This window comes from Duganella sp. CF402 (genome assembly GCF_900109645.1).
Classification (GTDB): Bacteria; Pseudomonadota; Gammaproteobacteria; order Burkholderiales; family Burkholderiaceae_D; genus Rugamonas.
On the sequence record NZ_FOBG01000002.1, the window covers coordinates 294243 to 312823 of the forward strand.

The following is an 18581-nucleotide window of genomic DNA, read 5'->3' on the forward strand; positions in this document are numbered from 1 at the left end:
CGCTACTGGAGGCGCATCATGGAAACCATCGTCATCGTCGGCGGCGGTGCGGGCGGACTCGAACTCGCCACCCGTCTTGGAGATACGCTCGGCAAAAGCAAACGCTCGCGCGTGCTGTTGGTGGACCGCTGGCCCGGCCACTTCTGGAAGCCGCTGCTGCATACCGTCGCGTCGGGCAAGTGCGATCCGCAAGTGAGCGAGCTGCCGTTCAGCGCACAGGCGCTGGACCATGATTTTGAATTCGTACAGGGCGACATGCTGTGCCTCGACCGCGCGCATCGGACCATCACCCTGTCGCCACGCGGCGGCGGCGACGGCGCCTGCCGCGTGCTCGCCTACGACAAGCTGGTACTGGCGCTGGGCTCCGTCACCAACTTCTTCGGCGTGCCGGGCGCGCAGGAGCATGCGCTCACGCTCGACAGCGTGGCCGATGCGGAGCACTTCCGCCGCCGCTTCTTCGACGCCTGCATCGCCGCCGGCGAGCAGAAAAAGCCGGTGAACGTGGTCATCGTCGGCGGCGGCGCCACCGGCGTGGAGCTGGCGGCGGAGTTGAGCAACACGGCGCGTGCATTGGCCGCGTACCGCGTGCACGATCTCGACCCGGAGCAGGACATTCGCATCACCGTGATTGAACGCGGCCAGCACCTGCTGCCGCAACTCGACCCGCTGCAAGCACAGCGCGCGGCTCGGCACCTGCGTGCGATGGGCATCGAGGTGATGACCTCCACCAGCGTGGCCAGCGTCAGCGCCGACGCGGTGACCGACGCGCAAGGCACGGCGTATCCGGCCGACCTGACCTTGTGGGCCGCCGGTGTCGAGGCGCCGCCGCTGTGCGCCACGCTGGGCCTGAGCGTGAATCACCTGAAGAAGATCATGGTCGACGCCAGCCTGCGCTCGTCCAACGACAGCCGCATCTACGCCTTGGGCGACTGCGCCAACTACGTCTGTCCGCTCAAAGGACCAACGCCGCCGCGCGCGCAGGTAGCACACCAGCAGGCCATGTTCCTGGCCGATCTGCTGGCGCGCAAGGACGACACGCCGCGCCCGGACTTCCGCTACCACGACTACGGTTCGCTGGTGTCGCTGGGCCAGCAGGCGGCGGTGGGCTCGCTGACAGGACCAGTCAGCGGCAGGAGCTACAGCGTGGGCGGACCGGTGGCCAGCGTGCTGTATCGGCTGCTGTACCAGAAGCACCTGCTGCAACTGCATGGCACGGTGCCGATGCTGACCCACACGCTGGCCGGCTGGCTGCGTTCGCGTGTGCTGCCGCCGGTGAGGCTGCACAGGTAAAACCGGCCTATAATGGTCCCATGACGACGATCACCTCTCTGAATCGGACCACTCCTGCCGTTGCCAACCCGGCGACGGCTGGCGCAATCATGCCCACGTCCGCTACGACCGGCAACAGCGGAAACGGCGCCTCCACCATCGTTTCCTTGGGCGGTTCGGACGGCGACACGCTGACCAAGGCGCTGGTGTGGGAAAACCGCAACCGCAGTACCGCCGCCGTGCTGATGGCGCAGAACTTCAACAATCAAGCGGGAGCCGCACGGCTCAAGGGCCTGGGCGGCGAGCTGCTGAAGCAGGTAGCCTACGAAGGCGAAGATTTTTCGCAAACCGTCCAGCAGGCGCCGGATGGCGTGCAAGCCTATACCTACGACATGCTGGTGTCACCATCGCAGGTGTCGCAGCACGGCATGGGCGACAGCCAGGTTGCGCTGACCGTCACCACCCGCAGCGGCGTCAAGGTCGAACTGAAGCTCGACGCCAGCGACAACAGCATCGCCATCGAAGCGCATAGTGACGGCAAGTTGAGCGAGAGCGAGCGCAAGGCGCTGGGCAAGTTGTCGGAGGCGTTTCAGAAATCGATCGATGGTCTGAGCGAGGATCCGCCGCGCATCGACTTGGGCGACCTGACCCAGTTCGATCATGGTGCACTGTCGTCGGTGGATCTGAAAGCGCAGATCAAGATCAATCCGAAGGAAACGCAGCGGCTTGAATTCCACGCCGATGCCGCCCAGCGCACGCTCAGTTTCAGCGGCCCTGCCGGCAGCGCCAACATCGCCGTGGACCTGAGCCAGCCGGCCAGCTGGGGCAGCAAGGACCAGCAGGCCAAGGCGCTGGACAAATACCTGCAACAGGTTGATCAGGCCGGCCTGCGCGGCCAGGGCGACGGCGCCATGATCTCCATGTTCAAGGATGCGTTCAAAGGCATGAACAGCGACTACGGCACACCGGCCATCGCTCCGCGCAACATCGTGCTGACCGACCAGGATCGCGCCATGACCACCGGGCTGGCCGACTTCAAGGCATCGTTCGCACAGACCGAGGTGGCGTCCAATCCGGCGCGCATCACGGAGAAGGACACCTTTGCCTACGAACTGTCGCAGAAGACCAGCATCACCGGCACCTCGCAGCTGGACCGCGCCATCTCGCAACAGCAGCAGTCGCACCTGAAGGCGCGCTACCACGCACCGATCAAGGCCGATGCGCAACTGGCGCTGGACCTGTCGCCCAATTCGCAGAACTACAAATACATCACCGTCGAAGATTCGGCCAGCAGCACCACCAACATCGCCTACGACAAGGGCGCGCTGGCCAAGGCCACGCTGGAGATGCAGGCGCACCAAACCACTCGCGTGCTGACCTACACGCTGGGCAAGCTGAAAGACGACCAGACCACGCCATCCGGTAAATCGATGACGCGCGACCTGCTGTCCACCCTGGAGCCTGAGCGCGATGGCTTGCCGGCGCTGAACGATGAAGAACGCGCCCAAGTGCTGGCCAAATTGAACAATCAGATCTTCCTGCAATCCAATCCGAACGCCATACCAAAAGCATGAGCACACCCCAGTACTTCGCGCTGCTGGCGCGCTACAACGCCGACATGAACCAGAAGCTGTACGACGCGGCGGCACAGCTGTCGCCGGAAGAACTGGCGGCCGACCGCAAAGCCTTCTTCGGTTCCTTGCTAGGCACCATGAACCACCTGCTGGCCGGCGACACCATCTGGCTCAAGCGATTCAGCACGCATCCGTCCCGCTACCCGGCGCTGCAAGATGCGCCGTCGCTGCCGCAGCCCAGCGGCCTGACGCACACCTTTGGCGACTCGCTGCCGGCGTTGCGCACCTACCGCGAACAGCTGGACGCCATGATCTGCGCATGGGCGCCGCAACTCACGGAAGCCGACCTGGCGAGCACCTTCGAATACCGCAACATGAAGGGTGACGTATTTCACAAGCACTTCGGCGGCGTGCTGCAGCACTTCTTCAACCATCAGACGCACCATCGCGGACAGGCCAGCACCTTGCTGACGCAGGCCGGCGTCGATATCGGCGTCACCGATCTGGTGGTGTGGGTCGAATGAAAATCGCCGTCTACAGCGCCCAGCCCTACGACCGCCGCTTCCTCGACGAAGCGCGCGCGCCCGGCGTCGAAGCCGTGTACTTCTCCGACCGGCTGGAACTGGACACCGTGCCGCTGGCACAAGGCTGCAGCGCTGTCTGCGTGTTCGTCAACGACCGGCTGGACGCGCCGGTGCTGGAAGCCCTGCACGCAATGGGCGTGCGCGCCGTGCTGCTGCGCTGCGCGGGCTTCAACAACGTCGACCTGAAAGCTGCCGAACGGTTAAAGCTGTTCGTCGCCCGCGTGCCGGCCTATGCGCCGGAAGCCGTGGCCGAACATGCGCTGGCATTGGTGATGACGCTGAACCGCCGCACCCACCGCGCCTACGCGCGCGTCCGCGAAGGCAACTTCGCGCTGGACGGCCTGTTGGGCATGACGCTGCACGGCAAGACCGTCGGCATCGTCGGCGCAGGACAGATCGGCGCGGCGGCGGCGCGCATCTTCCACGGCATGGGCTGCAAGGTGCTGGTCAGCGATCCCGCGCCGACGCCGCAGCTGCAAGGCGTGGCCGAACGCAGCGATCTCGATGCGTTGCTGGCGCAGTCAGACGTGGTATCCCTCCATTGCCCGCTGCTGGACGCTACACGCCACATGATTGACACCGCCAGCCTGGCCCGCATGAAGCGCGGCGCCATGCTGGTCAACACCTCGCGCGGCGGCTTGATCGACACCGCCGCCGTGATCGAAGCGCTGAAGTCCGGGCAACTGGGCGCGCTTGCGATCGACGTTTATGAACAGGAGAGCACCCTCTTCTTCCAAGATCACTCCAGCGACATTATTACCGATGATGTCTTCCAGCGACTGATGACCTTCCCGAATGTACTGGTCACAGGGCATCAAGGCTTCTTCACCATTGAGGCCATGCGCGAAATCGCCGCAGTCACATTCGCCAATCTGGCCTGCTTCTTGCAGGGATCCCCTTGCGCCAATGCGCTACTCACACCCGGTTAATAAGGAAGTCCATGTCGCTCGCCTATCGTGCCAACGCCGATTTCGCCAAGCTGAATCACCCTATGCGGGTTCCGCTGTCGGCGGAAATCCATTCGCGTCCGTTCCTGCAACTGCAGGCGCCTGAAAGCCTGACCCATTTCGCGCTCTACCTGCAGCAGGACCAACCGTCGCGCCAGAACCACCGCAGCAGCCAGCACCAGATACTGGAACAGCTTTGCCTGCACTACGGCGTGGCCGGCCCGCACGAACAAGCACGCTACTTCTTCCATGACTTCGGCCGCTTCCGCCTGAAGTGGGAATGCCACACCGAGTTCGCCACCTATACCTTCGTCGAACGCGGCGAGGACGGCACGGACTTCCGCACCGCCTTCGAGCGCATGCCGGTGCAGCACGTGCCGCAGGAATGGCTGGCCGGCCTGCACGGCAAAATCATCGTCGCCGCTCACGTGGTGCTGTGCAAGGACGCTTCGGACGACGACAGCTTCGCGGCCAAGATCCGCGAACTGTATCAAGGCAAATCGCTGGTGGGCAGCAGCGGCGGCGGCAACGCCGAAGTGTGGACCGACTTCCTGATCCACCCCGATGGCTTCAGCCGCTTCGTGGTGCGCGACCAGCACCTGCGCGAATTCCAGCCTGGCCGTCTGGTGGGCCGCATGCTGGAAATCGAAACCTACCGCATGATGGCGCTACTCGGCCTGCCACAAGCCGAAGCGACGCAGCCGGCGCTGAGCGGCATCGAAAACGAACTGGCGGAGCTGACTTCCACGCTGGTAAAGAACCAGGCCAACGGCGACCAGGACATGCTGCACCGGATTACCAGCCTGGCAGCGCAGCTGGAAAAAATCTCGGTCAACAACAGCTACCGTTTCGCCGCCTCGCAGGCTTATTTCAACCTGGTCCAATCGCGCATCCAGGAACTGCGCGAAGTGCGCATTCCCGGCACGCCGACGTTGGCCGAATTCATGGGCCGCCGCCTCGCACCGGCAATGAACACCTGCACCTCGGTGACGCAGCGGCAGGAAGGCCTGGCGAAGCGGATCGCGCGCACCAATGACCTGCTGCGCACGCGGGTCGGCATCGAACAGGAACAGCAGAATCGCAAGATCCTGCAATCGCTGGACGCGCGCGCGGCCCAGCAACTGCGCTTGCAGCAGGCGGTGGAAGGCCTGTCGGTGGCGGCGATCTCGTACTACACGCTGGGATTGGTGGGCTACGTGGGCAAGGCCCTGAAGGCCAGCGGCACGCCGGTCAACCCCGACCTGATGACCGGCATCGCCGTACCGCTGGTGATCGGCGCCGTGTGGCTAGGCCTGCGCCGCCTGCATCACCAGCTGTCGTCTAAGCATTGAAGCGGCTTGCCAGGAAACTGGCGATGCGCGTCTGGGTCGCTTCCAGATAGGGGATGTTGAGGTGGTCGGAGTCGGGTACGATTTCGTCCGCATGCAGCATCCCAAGTTTTTCCACCAGCAGGTCGGTATGCGAATGCGGCACGATATCGTCAACCGCAGCGCGCAGCACATAGGTCGGCGCCTTGAGCTGGTGCGCGTACTTGATCGACTCGAATTTATGCTGCAGCACATACTCCACCGGAATCGCCTTGAACTTGCGCTTGGCGATGGCGAGTATGGAATCGTAAGGCGTAATCAGCACGATGGAATTAGCGTCGCGCTCCATCGCCACCTGCACCGCCACACCGGAGCCGAGGCTGCGGCCAACCACGGCCATGCGCTTCGGATCGACGTGATGGCGCTCGCTCAGCCAGTCGTACAGCATGCGGCCGTCGTCGATAAAGTGTTCTTCCGCAGGGTCGCCCTGCGAATCGCCGTAGCCGCGGTAATTCACCGCCAGCACCGCCATGCCGGGGAATAGCTTGCCGGCGTCGCGCGCCACCCACGACACTTCCTCCGAACGCCCACCGAAATAGACCACGCCCGGATGCGGGCCGGCCACCGGTGGCGTCATCAGCCAACCGGCCAGGCGCGTACCGTCCTTGGCCCGCACCACAATAGGACGGGTGCGATGGCCGCTGCTGTAAGGCTTGAGAACTTCACGCTTGCTGCCCAGTGCATTGAACACCAGCCGCCTCTGACTGGCGGCTACTGCTGCGGTAAAACCCATCCACAGGACGCTGGCGAGACCTGCCAAGCCGGCGACTTTTTTAGAATTATTCATGACTTCTACTTTACTCCTGTCGCGCACAAAAAAACTGCTGGCGTGGTATAGACCACACAACCCGGTATAATCTCCGCTTCAATTTTTTTAACTTTACCCGGCAATGAAACCTGCTGTCGTCCTGCTGCATAGCTCCATGAGTTCCAAGTCCCAGTGGTCGTCGCTGAAAGCGCAACTGGGTGACGCCTACCGCTGCATCCCTGTCGACTTGCAGGGCTACGGCGCTTCGCCCTTCCCTGCCGATGCGGGTGACGATTATATCCATACCCTGGCGCACGAGGTGGACGCGGTCATCGCCGCCACCGCCTCCGAGCTGGAGCCGGGCGAAGCATTCCACCTGATCGGCCATTCCTTCGGCGGCGCCTGCGCGCTGCATATGGCGCGCCGCATGCCGCAGCGCGTGCTGTCGCTCACGCTGTTCGAGCCGGTGGCCTTCCACCTGCTGCCAGCGACGCATCCAGCCAAGCAGGAAATCGTCAGCGTGGTAGCTCGCATCAAGGCTTGCGACAACGACCGCGACGCCACCCGCATCTTCATCGATTACTGGAACCGTCCGGGCGCGTTCGACGATGCGCCGCACGCCGCGCAGGAAAAGATGATGGCGCAAATCGCCAAGGTGCGCCTCGACTTCGACGCTCTGTTGGGCGAACAGGCAACGTTGGCGGATTTGTCCATGTTGACCATGCCATCACTGGTCATGGCCGGCGAACGCAGCCCCGCTTCCACCCGCCTGCTGGTGGAGCAACTGGGCGAGGCCCTGCCCAACGCCAGCGCCATGCAAACGCGCGGCGGCCATATGGGACCGATCACGCACGGCGACGTCGTGAATCCCGCCATCGTCAACTTCGTCAGCGGCGCGGAAGTCACGTCCTAAAGACTTTTGGGGCACTCGCCCCTTTCCCATGTCGCCTGCACCTTGGCCTTGGTCTCCAGCAGCGAGGCGCGCTGCTTGGCCAGGGCCTCCATCATCTGGTCGATATCCTGCAATCTCGTATCGAGTTGCTGCATCAATCCTCCGTGCAGCGCATCGCCTTCCAGTGCCAGCACGTCGCGTATCGCATCCAGCGTAAAGCCCAACTGCTGTCCGATCTGGATCAGGTTGAGGCGCTCCAGCGCGGCGTCGCCGTACTCGCGGTAGCCATTGGCCCCGCGCTCCGCGCGCTCCATGAGCCCCGCCTGTTCGTAATACCGGATCGCCGACGCCGCCATACCCGTGCGCTCGGCCAGTTCGCCTATCTTCATTTTTCGCTTGACCTTAAAGTTGGCTTTAATCTTAGTATAGCTCATCTCCTTTTAAAATTTGGAACCGACTATGCTGTTCACACCACTCACACTGCCCAATGGCAGCACCTTACCTAACCGGCTCGCCAAGGCCGCAATTGAAGAAAGCCTGGCCGAACCTGGCCAGTTGCCCGGCGCCGTTATCCAGCGCCTTTACCAGCGCTGGGCCGATGGTGGCGCCGGCTTGCTCATCACCGGTAACGTGATGATCGACCGACGCGCACTGACCGGTCCCGGCACCATCGCGCTGGAAGCCAACGCTCCGCTGGCGCCGTTCAAGGCGTGGGCGCAAGCTGCGCGCTCGAACGGCGCGCAAGTGTGGATGCAGATTAATCATCCCGGCCGCCAGGTCATGGCCGATATGGGCGGGCAGGCATGGGCGCCGTCCGCTGTGGCGCTGGACCTGGGCAAGCACAGTAAGCTGTTCGCGCAGCCGGTGGCCATGAGCGCGGAGAACATCGCTGAGGTGATCCAGCGTTTCGCCGACACCGCACATGCAGCCGAACAGGCGGGTTTCAACGGCGTGCAGATCCATGCGGCGCACGGCTACCTGATCTCGCAATTCCTGTCGCCGCTGACCAATCGCCGCAACGACGAATGGGGCGGTTCGCTGACGAACCGCGCCCGCCTGCTGCTGGAAGTGGTGCGCGCGGTGCGGGCGCGCGTGTCGCCGGGCTTCAGCGTCGCCGTCAAACTCAACTCGGCCGACTTCCAGCGCGGTGGCTTTTCCGAGGACGATGCACGACAGGTGGTGGTGCTGTTGAACGGACTGCCGGTCGACCTGATCGAGCTGTCCGGAGGCAGCTACGAAAGCCCGGCCATGCAAGGCCGCACTGCAGACGGCCGCACGCTGGCGCGCGAAGCCTACTTCCTCGAATTCGCCACGGCGCTGGCAGCGGTGGCGCGCATGCCGGTGATGACCACCGGCGGCATTACACGTCCGGCGATTGCGGAGCAGGTGCTGGCCAGCGGCATGGCGATGGTGGGCATCGCCACTGCGCTGTCGGTCGCACCGGACTTGCCAAATCAATGGCGCGCCGGCCAAGCGCTGAATGCTGCCCAGGCGCCGGTGAACTGGAAGGACAAGACGCTGGCCAGCATTGCCACGATGGCGCTGGTGCGTCGCCGCTTGCACACACTGGGCACTGGCGGCGGCAGCGGCGGCGCGCTCAATCCACTCTGGACGCTGCTGGGCGACCAGTGGCGCGCCAAGCAGCTAACGCGTCGTTACCGCAAGTGGCTGGCGCAATCAGCGGCTTGAGTCGCCAACCACGATATCGATGGTGTTTTCCAGCCAGATGCCCAGGTTGGGCGTGCGCGCCTGCTGGGCCGACGGGCCAAGCTCGCCGGGCGGATTGAATTTGGTGCCGATCGGGAGTATCGCGTTCAGGAAGGAGATATCGCCCGGAGGGAAATCCATCTGCGTACCCTTCGGTTCAAAGCCTTCGCCGCTCGCCTGCTTCGGCGTGAACACGCGCAGGGCGATATCGTCGGCGTGGTTGATGAAGGTGATCGGCAGATTCTTTGTCGCCAGCGTCGCCCAGTACACCTTGTCGTGGAAGCCCTTGAATTCCGGGTAATTCCATGACAAGCCGGTGACGGCGTCGTTGTAGTCCTTTTGCCAGACGTCGAACTCCACGCCTTGCGTGCGGTTTTTCCATACGCGGTAAGGGCCGCGCCCCAGCCAGCGCATGGATTTCACTTCGCTTTCAGGATAGTCGAAGGTCACGCCCAGCGCGTCGACATAGCGGCCGCCTTCCATCTGGTAGCCGTAGTTGACGCTCAACCGGCCCGCCGCCGTCAGCCGCCAGTTAACCTTGCGCAGGTTGCCGGTGTATTCGGTGGATACCACCACATCGTTGCCATCGCGCGCGGCTTGAATACGTTTGAGTTCCGCCTTGCCGGTGACGAGGCGCGGGCCGTTGCTCAGCGGCGCGATCACGTCGCCCTGTTTCAACTCGCGCAGGTAGCCGGTGGACTTGTCGATGATGACGCTCACGGCGCCGGCTTGCAGGCGATAGCCATCCGCCAGTTCGACCAGCGTGGCCGGCCCGGCCGGCGTACTCGCAGCCATCGCCGCTACGCGCGCAGCCATGCGCTCGGCGACTTGCTGTGGGCTCGCGATCATCCACGACCACGTGTAGACCTCGCGGCCTTCACGGTCCGTAGCCGTAAAATACAACGCATCCTGCTGGCGCCAGTCACGCGGCAAGGCGATGCTGGTGATACCGCGCATGCCCGCCGCAACGTCTGGCGCTTTCGAACTGCCTTGCGCGACCAACGTGTGGCCGGCCTCGCGGCCAAAGCGCACCAGCTGCCAGCCGAATTTCAGCTGATTCAGGTTCGTAAAATCGTAGCGGTTCTCCAGCGTCACCGTACCGTCAAAGCTCGGCGGCAGCGACGCCATTTCTGACAACGGCAAATACACAGGCGACCAGATTTTCTTGATCGCAAAGAAGCTGCCCTCTTTCTCGCGGTACGGCCCCACAATGCCATCCGGCGCCTGGTTGCCAGCTACGTCGATGGCGCCGTTGCGGTCATCGCGCACGATGCCTTCATCGGCAAAAGCCCAGATAAAGCCGCCCGCACTAAGCGGATTCGCCAGCATGGCGTTCCACCAGTCGCTCAGGCTCGCGCCGGCGCCGCCGTCGTACAAGCCGTGCAGGAATTCGGTCGGCATGAACACGTCGCGGCCATTAAACAGCGAGGTCGCGCAGCAGTTATAGGTTGGGTAGTGTGCGGTGTCGATGCCGCCAAAGTGTTCCCACGGATGGATCACCGGCCGTTTCTGCACATCCCAATTGGCGAACAGGCGATCGAGGTCGCGATTGAAGCCGCCCTCATTGCCATTGGCCCAGAACAGAATCGATGGGTGATGCTGGTCGCGCTGTACCAGCTCCTTCACCAGCGGCGTGGCGACGTCGGTATCGTAGGCCTTCTGCCAACCGGTCAATTCATCGATCACGTACAAGCCCACTTCGTCCGCCACATCGAGGAAGTGCGGATCCGGCGGATAGTGCGACATGCGCACCGCGTTCATGTTCATTTCCTTCATCAGCTTCGCGTCCTGATAGCTCAACGCCTTGCTGGTGGTGCGCCCGGAAGTCGGCCAGATCGAATGGCGGTTCGAGCCTTTCAAGCGCACCCTGCGGCCATTGACGTAGACGCCGTCACGCGGCCGCAGCTCGATGGTGCGGAAGCCGATGGTCTTGCTGACCTCATGCACCGCCTTGCCGCCTTCGAGCAGCTGGAAACGCACCTGATAGCGTTGCGGATTCTCCGCCGACCAGGACACAATGCGCTCCACCCGTCCATGCAGGTGAACCTTGCCGTCGACGACTTCAGCGCTCATTTCCTTGCCGAGCGGTGCGCCGGCCAACGTTGTCACGCGCGCGCTGACTTTTCCGCTGCGCGCGCCGGCCAGGAATACGTCGGCATCGAATTCGCCAGTGTGGCGCGCGTCCAGGCTGATGCGTTCAATATTGGCGACTGGCTTGGCCTCCAGCCACACCGGCCGGTAAATCCCGCTGAACAGCCAGAAATCCGCCGTGCGCTCGGCGCGGTTGACCGAAGCATTGGCTGAGTAGCGGTTCACCGTCACTTCCAGCTGATTGCTCTCGCCAGGCTTGAGCAGTGGCGTAACGTCGTAGCGGAATTCGTAGAAGCCGCCTTGATGCACTGGTCCGGCGATCTGGCCGTTGATCTTGACCAGCGTATCGGTCATCGCCGCGCCGAATACGATCTCGATCTGCTTGCCGCGCCAGGAGGCGGGTACGCTGAACTGATGGCGATAGATACCGGTACTATCCGGCGCGGGATCCTTCTGCCAATCGCTGTAGTAGCGATAGGTGCCGAAGCCTTCCATCTCCCAGTTTGATGGCACCGGAATCTTCTTCCACTCGCCGCTGTTGCGACCACCATTGACGTGGAAGTCCCACTCAACGCGGTGGTCCTTGTCGGTGCCGCTCAGGTAGTGAACCTGCGTCGGTTCCGCAACACACTGGCTGCCAAGCGCCAGTAGAAAAGCACTCAACAGCCAACGCATTACAAACTCCTTCCGAACTGCCGGCTCTCGCCGGCTTTCAAATTCAGCGACACTACCTTGCCGCCATAGCGCACCGCGCCTGCGCCGCTGCCGGCGGTGCGGCGAATCGTGGCGGAGACCAATTTGCCGCTGGCCCAGCTCAGATCCACTTCGTAGCCGCCGCGTGCGCGCAGGCCTTTGACGGAGCCGGCCGCCCATGCCGACGGCAGCGCAGGCAGCAGATGGATTTCACCAGTCTGCGATTGCAGCAGCATTTCGCAAATCGCCGCCGTGGCGCCGAAGTTGCCGTCGATCTGGAACGGCGGATGGGCGTCGAACATGTTCGGGTAGGTGCCGCCCGCGTTATTGCTCTCCGTGCCTTGGCTGGCCTGCTGTGCAGCGCGCGCGCCCGGTTTGGCGAGTTGGCCGCGCAGCATTTTGTAAGCGTGGTCGCCATCCAGCAGACGCGCCCAGTAGGCGGCCTTCCAGGCCATCGACCAGCCGGTGCCCGCATCGCCGCGTGCTTCCAGCGATTTGCGCGCGGCGGCGGCCAACGCTGGTGTCTTGGCCGGCGAGATCTGGCGGCCGGGGAACAGGCCGAATAGGTGCGAGACGTGGCGGTGGGTATCGCCCGGCGTATCAAGCACTTTGTCTTTTTTCTCTTCCATCCATTCCAGCAGTTGGCCCCAGCTGCCGATAGCCGGCGTAGCCAGCTTGTCGCGCATGGCGGCGATGCGGTCACGGTACTGCGTATCGCCCAGCGCTTCCGCCGCTTCCACGGTGTTGTTGAACAGGTCCCAGATGATTTCCTGATCGTAGTTGACGCCATCTTCGATCGGGCCGTGTTCAGGCGACCAGCCGAGTGGCGCGACCAGGCGGCCATCCGGCAGTTCTTTCAGATAGTCCTCCCAGAAGGCGACGGCTTCCTGCATCAGCGGGTAGGCGGTGGAGCGCAGGAAGGTTTTGTCCTGCGTGTAGGCGTAGTGTTCCCAGAAGTGCTGCATGTACCACGCGCTGCCGGTCTTGTTCCACACGTAGCCCATCGCGCCAAATGGATTAGACTCAGTGCGCACGGTCCAGCCGCGTACTGGCTTGCCGGATTTGCTGACGAAGGTTTCTTCGCGCTGCACCGCTTCGCCGCTCAGGTCCGGTGCGGACATTTGCACAGAAGCGGGATCTGCGATGGCCTTGGCGGCGGTGTCGGCTACCAGCTTGCGGTAGACCGGAGCCACGCCTTGCACGAAGTCGAAGAATGGCTTGGCGTGCTCGGACAAGTTGGCCGGTTCCGCAGGCCAGTAGTTCATCTGGATGTTGATGTTGGTGTGGTAGTCCGAGTTCCACGGCGGCGTGAGGCTATTGTTCCACAGGCCTTGCAGGTTGGCGGGCAGCGAGCCGCGCGAGCTGGAGATCAGCAGGTAGCGGCCGAATTGGAAGAACTGCGCTTCCAGTTCGGGATCTTTGCCTTCTGCGGTGTAAGCCTCGATGCGCTGGTCGGTGGGCAGCGCGCGGCGCGCGGCAGGCGCAGCGCCGAAATCTGCCGCGACACGCTTGAACTGCGCGCCGTAGTCTCGTTCGTGCGCCGCCAGCAGCGCCGGCCAGCGTCCAGCAGCAGCGACTTGCGCGCTCACGCGCGGCAGCGGTGCATCACCGTTGAAGCGTCGGGAAGCGTCGTTGACATAGCTGGTGCCTGCGCCGAGGATCAGCGTGATGGCGTCCGCACCGATGAAGGTGATCTTGTTGCTCTCCACCGCCAGCTTGCCGCCCTCATTCAGCACCTGCACCTGGCTCGCATACTGCATCGCATTGGGCAGCGCGCCGGTTGCCACGATGCGGCCATCCTGCGCGCGGATCTGCGCGCCGTGCATATCGGCCAGCTCGATCGAACCAGTGTACTGCCCACGCTTGCTGGCCGTCAGCCGCACCGCAATCACCTGCGCCGGATAACTGGCCAGCGCCTCGCGCTTGAACTGCACGCCGTTGTGCGTGTAGCTCACCGTGTGCAAACTGCGCGACAGGTCAAGCTTGCGCGCATACGCCGTCGTACCCAGCTCGTGCCCCGGCAGATTGATGTACACGTCGCCAAACGGCTGATACGCCCCCATCGCCTTGTCATCCCCGGTCCACAGCGTGATGTCGTTGAACTGCAAACGCTCGCGCGCCAGCTGCCCGAAAATCATCGCGCCGATGCGGCCATTGCCGATCGGAAGCGCCTCCTTCTCCCAGCCCGCCGCCGTGTCAGGCGCCGGCTGCGTATAGCGCAAAGTCAGATCAGGCGCCGCCACCGCATTGGCAGCGACAAACGCCGCCGCAATTAACAACAGCTTCATTGCGGATTAATCTTCACCAGTACCACATCATTGACGCGCATCTTCACCTTCACCGATGCCGCGCCGGATGCAGGCACGCGCACCGTGCTGGTTTGCGGACGGTCCATCGTCACCGCCTGCAGTCGTTCAATCTCCTTCGGCGTCAGCGTCTTTGGCGAACCCATTTTCAGGTAAGCCGTATGCGCATCGTTCGCCTCAAAGCCAGTGCGATACACGCTGACCGAATACACACCCGGCTTGAAGCCCTTCAGGTCCACACTGACCGGCGCACCATCGCGGGTCGGCTGCACCGTGGTGTAGAAGCCGCGATTGCTGCGTCCCTGCTTCGGCGTCTGGAAGTCCCACGCCAGCACCTGCACGCCACGGCCATCCTTGGCCGCATAGCTTTGCGCATCGGCAGTCTTGATCGCCTCACTACCCAACTGGTTCAGGTACTTGTAGGCGAACCACGACGGCTTGCGTATGCCCTGCGGATTCATCAAACCGAAGCCGCCTTCAAACGGCGCAGTCGGTGGACCTGGTTCTTCAAACAGGTCGCTGTAGGTCCAATAGCTCATGCCTTGCACGAGGCCTTCGGTCGCTTTTAGCTTGCTCAGGATGTACGGCGCGCTGATATAGGAATCATGCACTGGATCGCGCGGCGTGTAGCTGGTGCTCCACTCGGTGAAGTACAGCGGCATGTCGCCATGACCGGCAGCCTTCATCTCATTGCGCACCTTGCGCACATCGCCCACGATGGCGTCCGGCGACGGCGACAGCTTGGTGTCGTCCTTGCCATTCTCGTCAAGGAAGCCGCCATCCACGCCGTAGGTATGCGTGGTTACGAAGTCCACCACCGAACCGCTAGCCTTGGTATGCGCGAGGAATTCCGGCACCCACGCGGCACCAGCGGTCGACGGACCGCCCACGCGCAGCGCAGGATCAATCGCCTTGATGGTACGCGAGGTGATGTCGAACAGTTCGAAGTACACCTTCTGGTCCGCCTTCTCCCAGAAGCCGTCCAGGTTAGGCTCGTTCCACACTTCGAAGAACCACGAGCGCACTTCTTCCTTGCCGTAGCGCTCTTGCGCGTGACGCACGAAGGCATCGATCAGCGCCGCCCACTTCTTCGGATCCGGATGCGAGGTGTTGCCCTTCCAGTAAAAGATGCTCAGGTCCGAGCTGCGCATGGCCAGCGGCGTAAAGCCCAGTTCCACGAACGGTTTCACGCCCATCTTCAGCAGACGGTCGTAGAGGTAATCGAGCTTGGTCCAGTCGTACACCGGCTTGCCGTCGACTTCCTTGTACGTGCCCAGCACGTCGTGGAAGATAGCGTGGAAGCGAATGTAGCGGAAGCCCAGTTCGTCCTTCGCTGTCTTCAGTTGTGCGAGACTGTCATCGCGGATCAGCGTGCCCGGATAATCCGAGCCGACAGACAAATCCGCAAAACGGTCGCGCGGCGTGGTGGGCGCGGCGGCGTCCACCACAATACGGCGCACATCGGCGGCGCCAGCAACCGCACTGGCGCCAGCCAGCATCATCAACAACAACGCAGCAGGAGTCTTCATTTCTTCACCGTGATCGTTTTACCTTCGTAGCTCACCACTTTATCAGCGGCGTCAAAATTGTCGGTGCTCGACACACCAGGCTTGATGAAGCGCACCTTGAACTGGCGCTTCGCCACCATGCCCTTGTACTGGCCTACGCGGTCGCCGATGGTGACCACGCCGGTCTTGTCGTTGTAGCTCAACGGAATGCGGCTGGCTTCACCACGCAGATAGCCGTTGCTGACGCCATCATCCTCGTACAGGCTGAATTTACCGTCCGCGCCGGTGTACACATTCAGCGTGATCGGCGCATCCGGTTTCTCATCCACGTATTGCGTCACAGGCCCCATCGGCAGGATGGCGCCAGCTTTCACCAGCACCGGCATGCGCGTTTCCGGCGCCTTGATGGCTACCGTGCTGCCGCCTTTATGCAGCTCACCGGTGTAGAAGTCATACCAGTTCACGCCTTTCGGCATATAGACCTTGCGTTCGCGCGCACCGTACTCATACACCGGCGCCACCAGCATGCTGCGGCCGAACAGGTATTGGTCCTTGATATCCTTCACCGCTTCGTCGTTCGGGAAGTCCATCACCAGGCCGCGCATGATGGCGCCGGACTGGTAGTGGATATCGGAAGCGGCCGAGTAAATATAAGGCATCAGGCGATAGCGCAGCTGGTCGTACCAGACCATCGACTCACGCATCGGCGAACCTTCCGGCGAAATCTCGTGGATCTCGCGCTTCACCACTTCGCCGTGGGAGCGGAACAGCGGCGAGAACGCGCCGAACTGGAACCAGCGCAGATTCAGCTCGCGCCATTCCTTGATGTCTTCCGGGTTGCCCTGCTTCGCGCCGGTGCTACGGTTCTCCTGCGCCGAGCCGACATCACCAACCTGGAAGCGCGTCTCCTGCGCATAGCCGCCGATATCGTGCGTCCAGTTGGCGATGCCCGACATGGAGACGCTCACACCCGCCGAAATCTGGTCATACAGATTGTTCCAGCGGCTGGCCGTATCGCCGCTCCACACGGCGGTGCCGTTGCGCTGGATGCCCGCAAAACCAGAACGCGACAGGATGAACTGGCGCTTCTCCGGCTGGTCTTTCTTCAGGTGCTGATAGAAGCCTTCGGTGTGAACGAGGCTGTACGGATTGAAGGTGATCTCGCCGCCGCCATAAATGGTCGGGCCGATCAGCTTCTTGAAATCGGACGGACGGGTGTTCGACAGCACATCCGGCTCAGTGTTATCCATCCACCACGCGTCGAAGCCCAGATCCACCAGCTTCGGTTTCATCTGGCGATAGTAAATGTCGCGTGCTTCAGGAGCATACGGATCATAGTGGCTGTTCTTGTAGCCAGGGCCTACCCAATCCAGTGCGCCATCTTCGACGTTCTTGGTCCACATATGGCCTTTTGCCGCCAGCTCCTTGTAGTTGTCGGTGTTGGCGTAGAACTTGCCCCAGATCGAAATCATGATGCGCGCGTTGGCCTTGTGGACTTCGTCCACCATCGCCTTCGCATTCGGGAAGCGCGCCTTGTCGAAGTCGTGCGAGCCCCAGCCGTTTTCCGGCCAGTAGAACCAGTCCTGCACCATGTTATCGACCGGCCAGCCTTGCTTGCGGTACTCGCGCAGCACGCCCAGCAGCTGCTCCTGCGTCTCGTAGCGCTGGCGCGACTGCCAGAAGCCGTAGGCCCATTTCGGCATCATCGGCGCCTTGCCGGTCAGCTGGTGATAGCCGGCGATGACGTTGTCGATGTTCTCGCCGTTGATGACGTAGTAGTTAATCGACTGCGCGACTTCCGACGAGAAGGTCAGCGAATGGCGTTCCGCTTCCGGCAGCGGGTCGTTGTGGGTGATCGCCACCATGCCGCCGCTTGGCTTCCACTCGAGGTGCAGCTTGACCGGCTTGTTGGCCTCAAACTTCACTTCAAAGTTGTGATACCAGGGATTCCAGCCCTGGCGCCACACGTCCATGATTTGCTTGCCGTCGATGGCCAGCTTGGCGTAGTCCGACGAATACAGCTGCAGCTTGTGCACGCCCGCCTTCGGCGAAGCCATCGAACCTTCCCACACCACCTTCAGGTTGGCGGCTTTGGGATCAACCTCTTTAGGCCAGTTCTCCGCCACGTCCTTCAGATACTGATAAGCGATATCCTTTTCCCGGCGCGTGAACACCAGCTTGTCGCCGACATAGTAGCGCGCGGTCAGGCCGCCGGCCTTGCCGTCGGCATCGGTCAGTTGCAGGTCGCGGCTCAGCCACGCATATGGCTTGGCGTCGCCGAAGCGCGAGATCGAATTGTTATCCCACAGGACGCCGTAGTTTTTATCCGAGACCACGAACGGCACGGCAATCGCCATATTGTGCTGCATCAGCAGCACGTCTTCGCCGTTGAGGTTCATCTGGTGATTCTGATGCTGGCCCAAGCCGTAGAAGGCGTCCTTGGTGCCGTAGTTGAAGCCCTGCTTCACCGCCAGGAATGGTTTACCATCGACCGACGTCGGCGCCATGCTCTCCGCTTCCTGCGTCAGGAAGGCTTGGCCGGCAGCATTAAAGAACTGCACCTGACCGGTGGCCAGCGACACCGCCACCGAAATCTTCTTCGCCTTCAGCGTGACCTTGTCCTTGCCCGATGCGCTGACATTGAAGTTACCGCTAACAGGAGCGGCCACGGTCATCAGCGATGGATTCAGCGACTTGCCTGCCTGGTCCAGCTTCACCACGTGGATGATGTTATCGGCCATGACTTCAAGGCGCACTTCCTTCGCTGCGCCGCTGTCAGGCTTGACCACCACACCGGTGGCGGTCTTTTCAAAGGTGCCGGCCATCGCATGGCCGGCCACCAGCGCGGCCACACCGGCGGCCGCAGGGACGAGATTCTTGATACGCATATTGTCT

Annotated in this window: 13 protein-coding genes; 7 read left to right on the plus strand and 6 right to left on the minus strand. The window is 62.6% G+C overall.

The genetic code is table 11. The annotated features are described in order from the left end of the window. Positions 1-18 precede the first annotated feature (18 nt). The 5 genes from BMZ70_RS19475 (at position 19) to BMZ70_RS19495 (ending at position 5705) form a co-directional block, all read left to right on the plus strand. Positions 19-1290, plus strand: a complete 1272-nt coding sequence (locus BMZ70_RS19475; protein ID WP_092278491.1) for an NAD(P)/FAD-dependent oxidoreductase — start codon at positions 19-21, stop codon at positions 1288-1290. Positions 1291-1379: 89 nt separating this feature from the next. After that, entirely contained in the window at positions 1380-2843 is a 1464-nt protein-coding gene (locus tag BMZ70_RS19480) for a hypothetical protein (RefSeq protein ID WP_130301107.1), read from the plus strand. Beyond that, positions 2840-3367, plus strand: a complete 528-nt coding sequence (locus tag BMZ70_RS19485) for a DinB family protein (RefSeq protein WP_092278495.1) — start codon at positions 2840-2842, stop codon at positions 3365-3367. The genes BMZ70_RS19480 and BMZ70_RS19485 overlap by 4 nt, the downstream gene beginning before the upstream one ends. Then, positions 3364-4356, plus strand: coding sequence for a 2-hydroxyacid dehydrogenase (locus tag BMZ70_RS19490; protein WP_092278497.1), 993 nt, complete (start codon positions 3364-3366; stop codon positions 4354-4356). Before BMZ70_RS19485 ends, BMZ70_RS19490 begins: the two co-directional genes overlap by 4 nt. Positions 4357-4367: 11 nt before the next feature. Continuing rightward, a complete protein-coding gene (locus BMZ70_RS19495) occupies positions 4368-5705 on the plus strand; it encodes a DUF3422 family protein (RefSeq protein ID WP_092278499.1) in 1338 nt (445 codons plus the stop codon). Here the strand turns inward: BMZ70_RS19495 and BMZ70_RS19500 are convergent. Next, on the minus strand, positions 5695-6528 hold the full coding sequence (locus BMZ70_RS19500; protein WP_092278501.1) for an alpha/beta hydrolase: 834 nt from the start codon (positions 6526-6528) through the stop codon (positions 5695-5697). The genes BMZ70_RS19495 and BMZ70_RS19500 overlap by 11 nt on opposite strands. Positions 6529-6631: 103 nt before the next feature. On the opposite strand from BMZ70_RS19500, the gene BMZ70_RS19505 reads away from it, so the two are divergent. Next, positions 6632-7402, plus strand: a complete 771-nt coding sequence (locus BMZ70_RS19505) for an alpha/beta fold hydrolase (protein WP_092278503.1) — start codon at positions 6632-6634, stop codon at positions 7400-7402. Here the strand turns inward: BMZ70_RS19505 and BMZ70_RS19510 are convergent. After that, entirely contained in the window at positions 7399-7815 is a 417-nt protein-coding gene (locus tag BMZ70_RS19510; RefSeq protein ID WP_229205506.1) for a MerR family transcriptional regulator, read from the minus strand. The two genes, BMZ70_RS19505 and BMZ70_RS19510, sit on opposite strands and share 4 nt — an antisense overlap. A 25-nt stretch (positions 7816-7840) precedes the next feature. Between BMZ70_RS19510 and BMZ70_RS19515 the strand changes: the two genes are divergently transcribed. Continuing rightward, the gene (locus tag BMZ70_RS19515; protein WP_092278505.1) at positions 7841-9070 is read left to right on the plus strand and encodes an NADH:flavin oxidoreductase/NADH oxidase family protein; all 1230 of its coding nucleotides are present in this window, start codon (positions 7841-7843) and stop codon (positions 9068-9070) included. On the opposite strand, the gene BMZ70_RS19520 is transcribed toward BMZ70_RS19515, so the two are convergent. The 4 genes from BMZ70_RS19520 to BMZ70_RS19535 are packed head-to-tail and all read right to left on the minus strand — an operon-like array spanning position 9059 to position 18574. Beyond that, positions 9059-11854 carry a glycoside hydrolase family 2 TIM barrel-domain containing protein gene (locus tag BMZ70_RS19520; protein ID WP_092278506.1) on the minus strand — a complete coding sequence of 932 codons (2796 nt, stop codon included), beginning with the start codon at positions 11852-11854 and terminating at the stop codon, positions 9059-9061. The two genes, BMZ70_RS19515 and BMZ70_RS19520, sit on opposite strands and share 12 nt — an antisense overlap. After that, positions 11854-14160 carry a glycoside hydrolase family 95 protein gene (locus BMZ70_RS19525; protein ID WP_092278508.1) on the minus strand — a complete coding sequence of 769 codons (2307 nt, stop codon included), beginning with the start codon at positions 14158-14160 and terminating at the stop codon, positions 11854-11856. Before BMZ70_RS19525 ends, BMZ70_RS19520 begins: the two co-directional genes overlap by 1 nt. Then, positions 14157-15707: a GH39 family glycosyl hydrolase gene (locus BMZ70_RS19530; protein ID WP_207231583.1), complete on the minus strand. Its 1551-nt coding sequence runs from the start codon at positions 15705-15707 to the stop codon at positions 14157-14159. Before BMZ70_RS19530 ends, BMZ70_RS19525 begins: the two co-directional genes overlap by 4 nt. Further along, on the minus strand, positions 15704-18574 hold the full coding sequence (locus tag BMZ70_RS19535; RefSeq protein ID WP_092278510.1) for a glycoside hydrolase family 31 protein: 2871 nt from the start codon (positions 18572-18574) through the stop codon (positions 15704-15706). The genes BMZ70_RS19530 and BMZ70_RS19535 overlap by 4 nt, the downstream gene beginning before the upstream one ends. Positions 18575-18581: the final 7 nt, after the last annotated feature.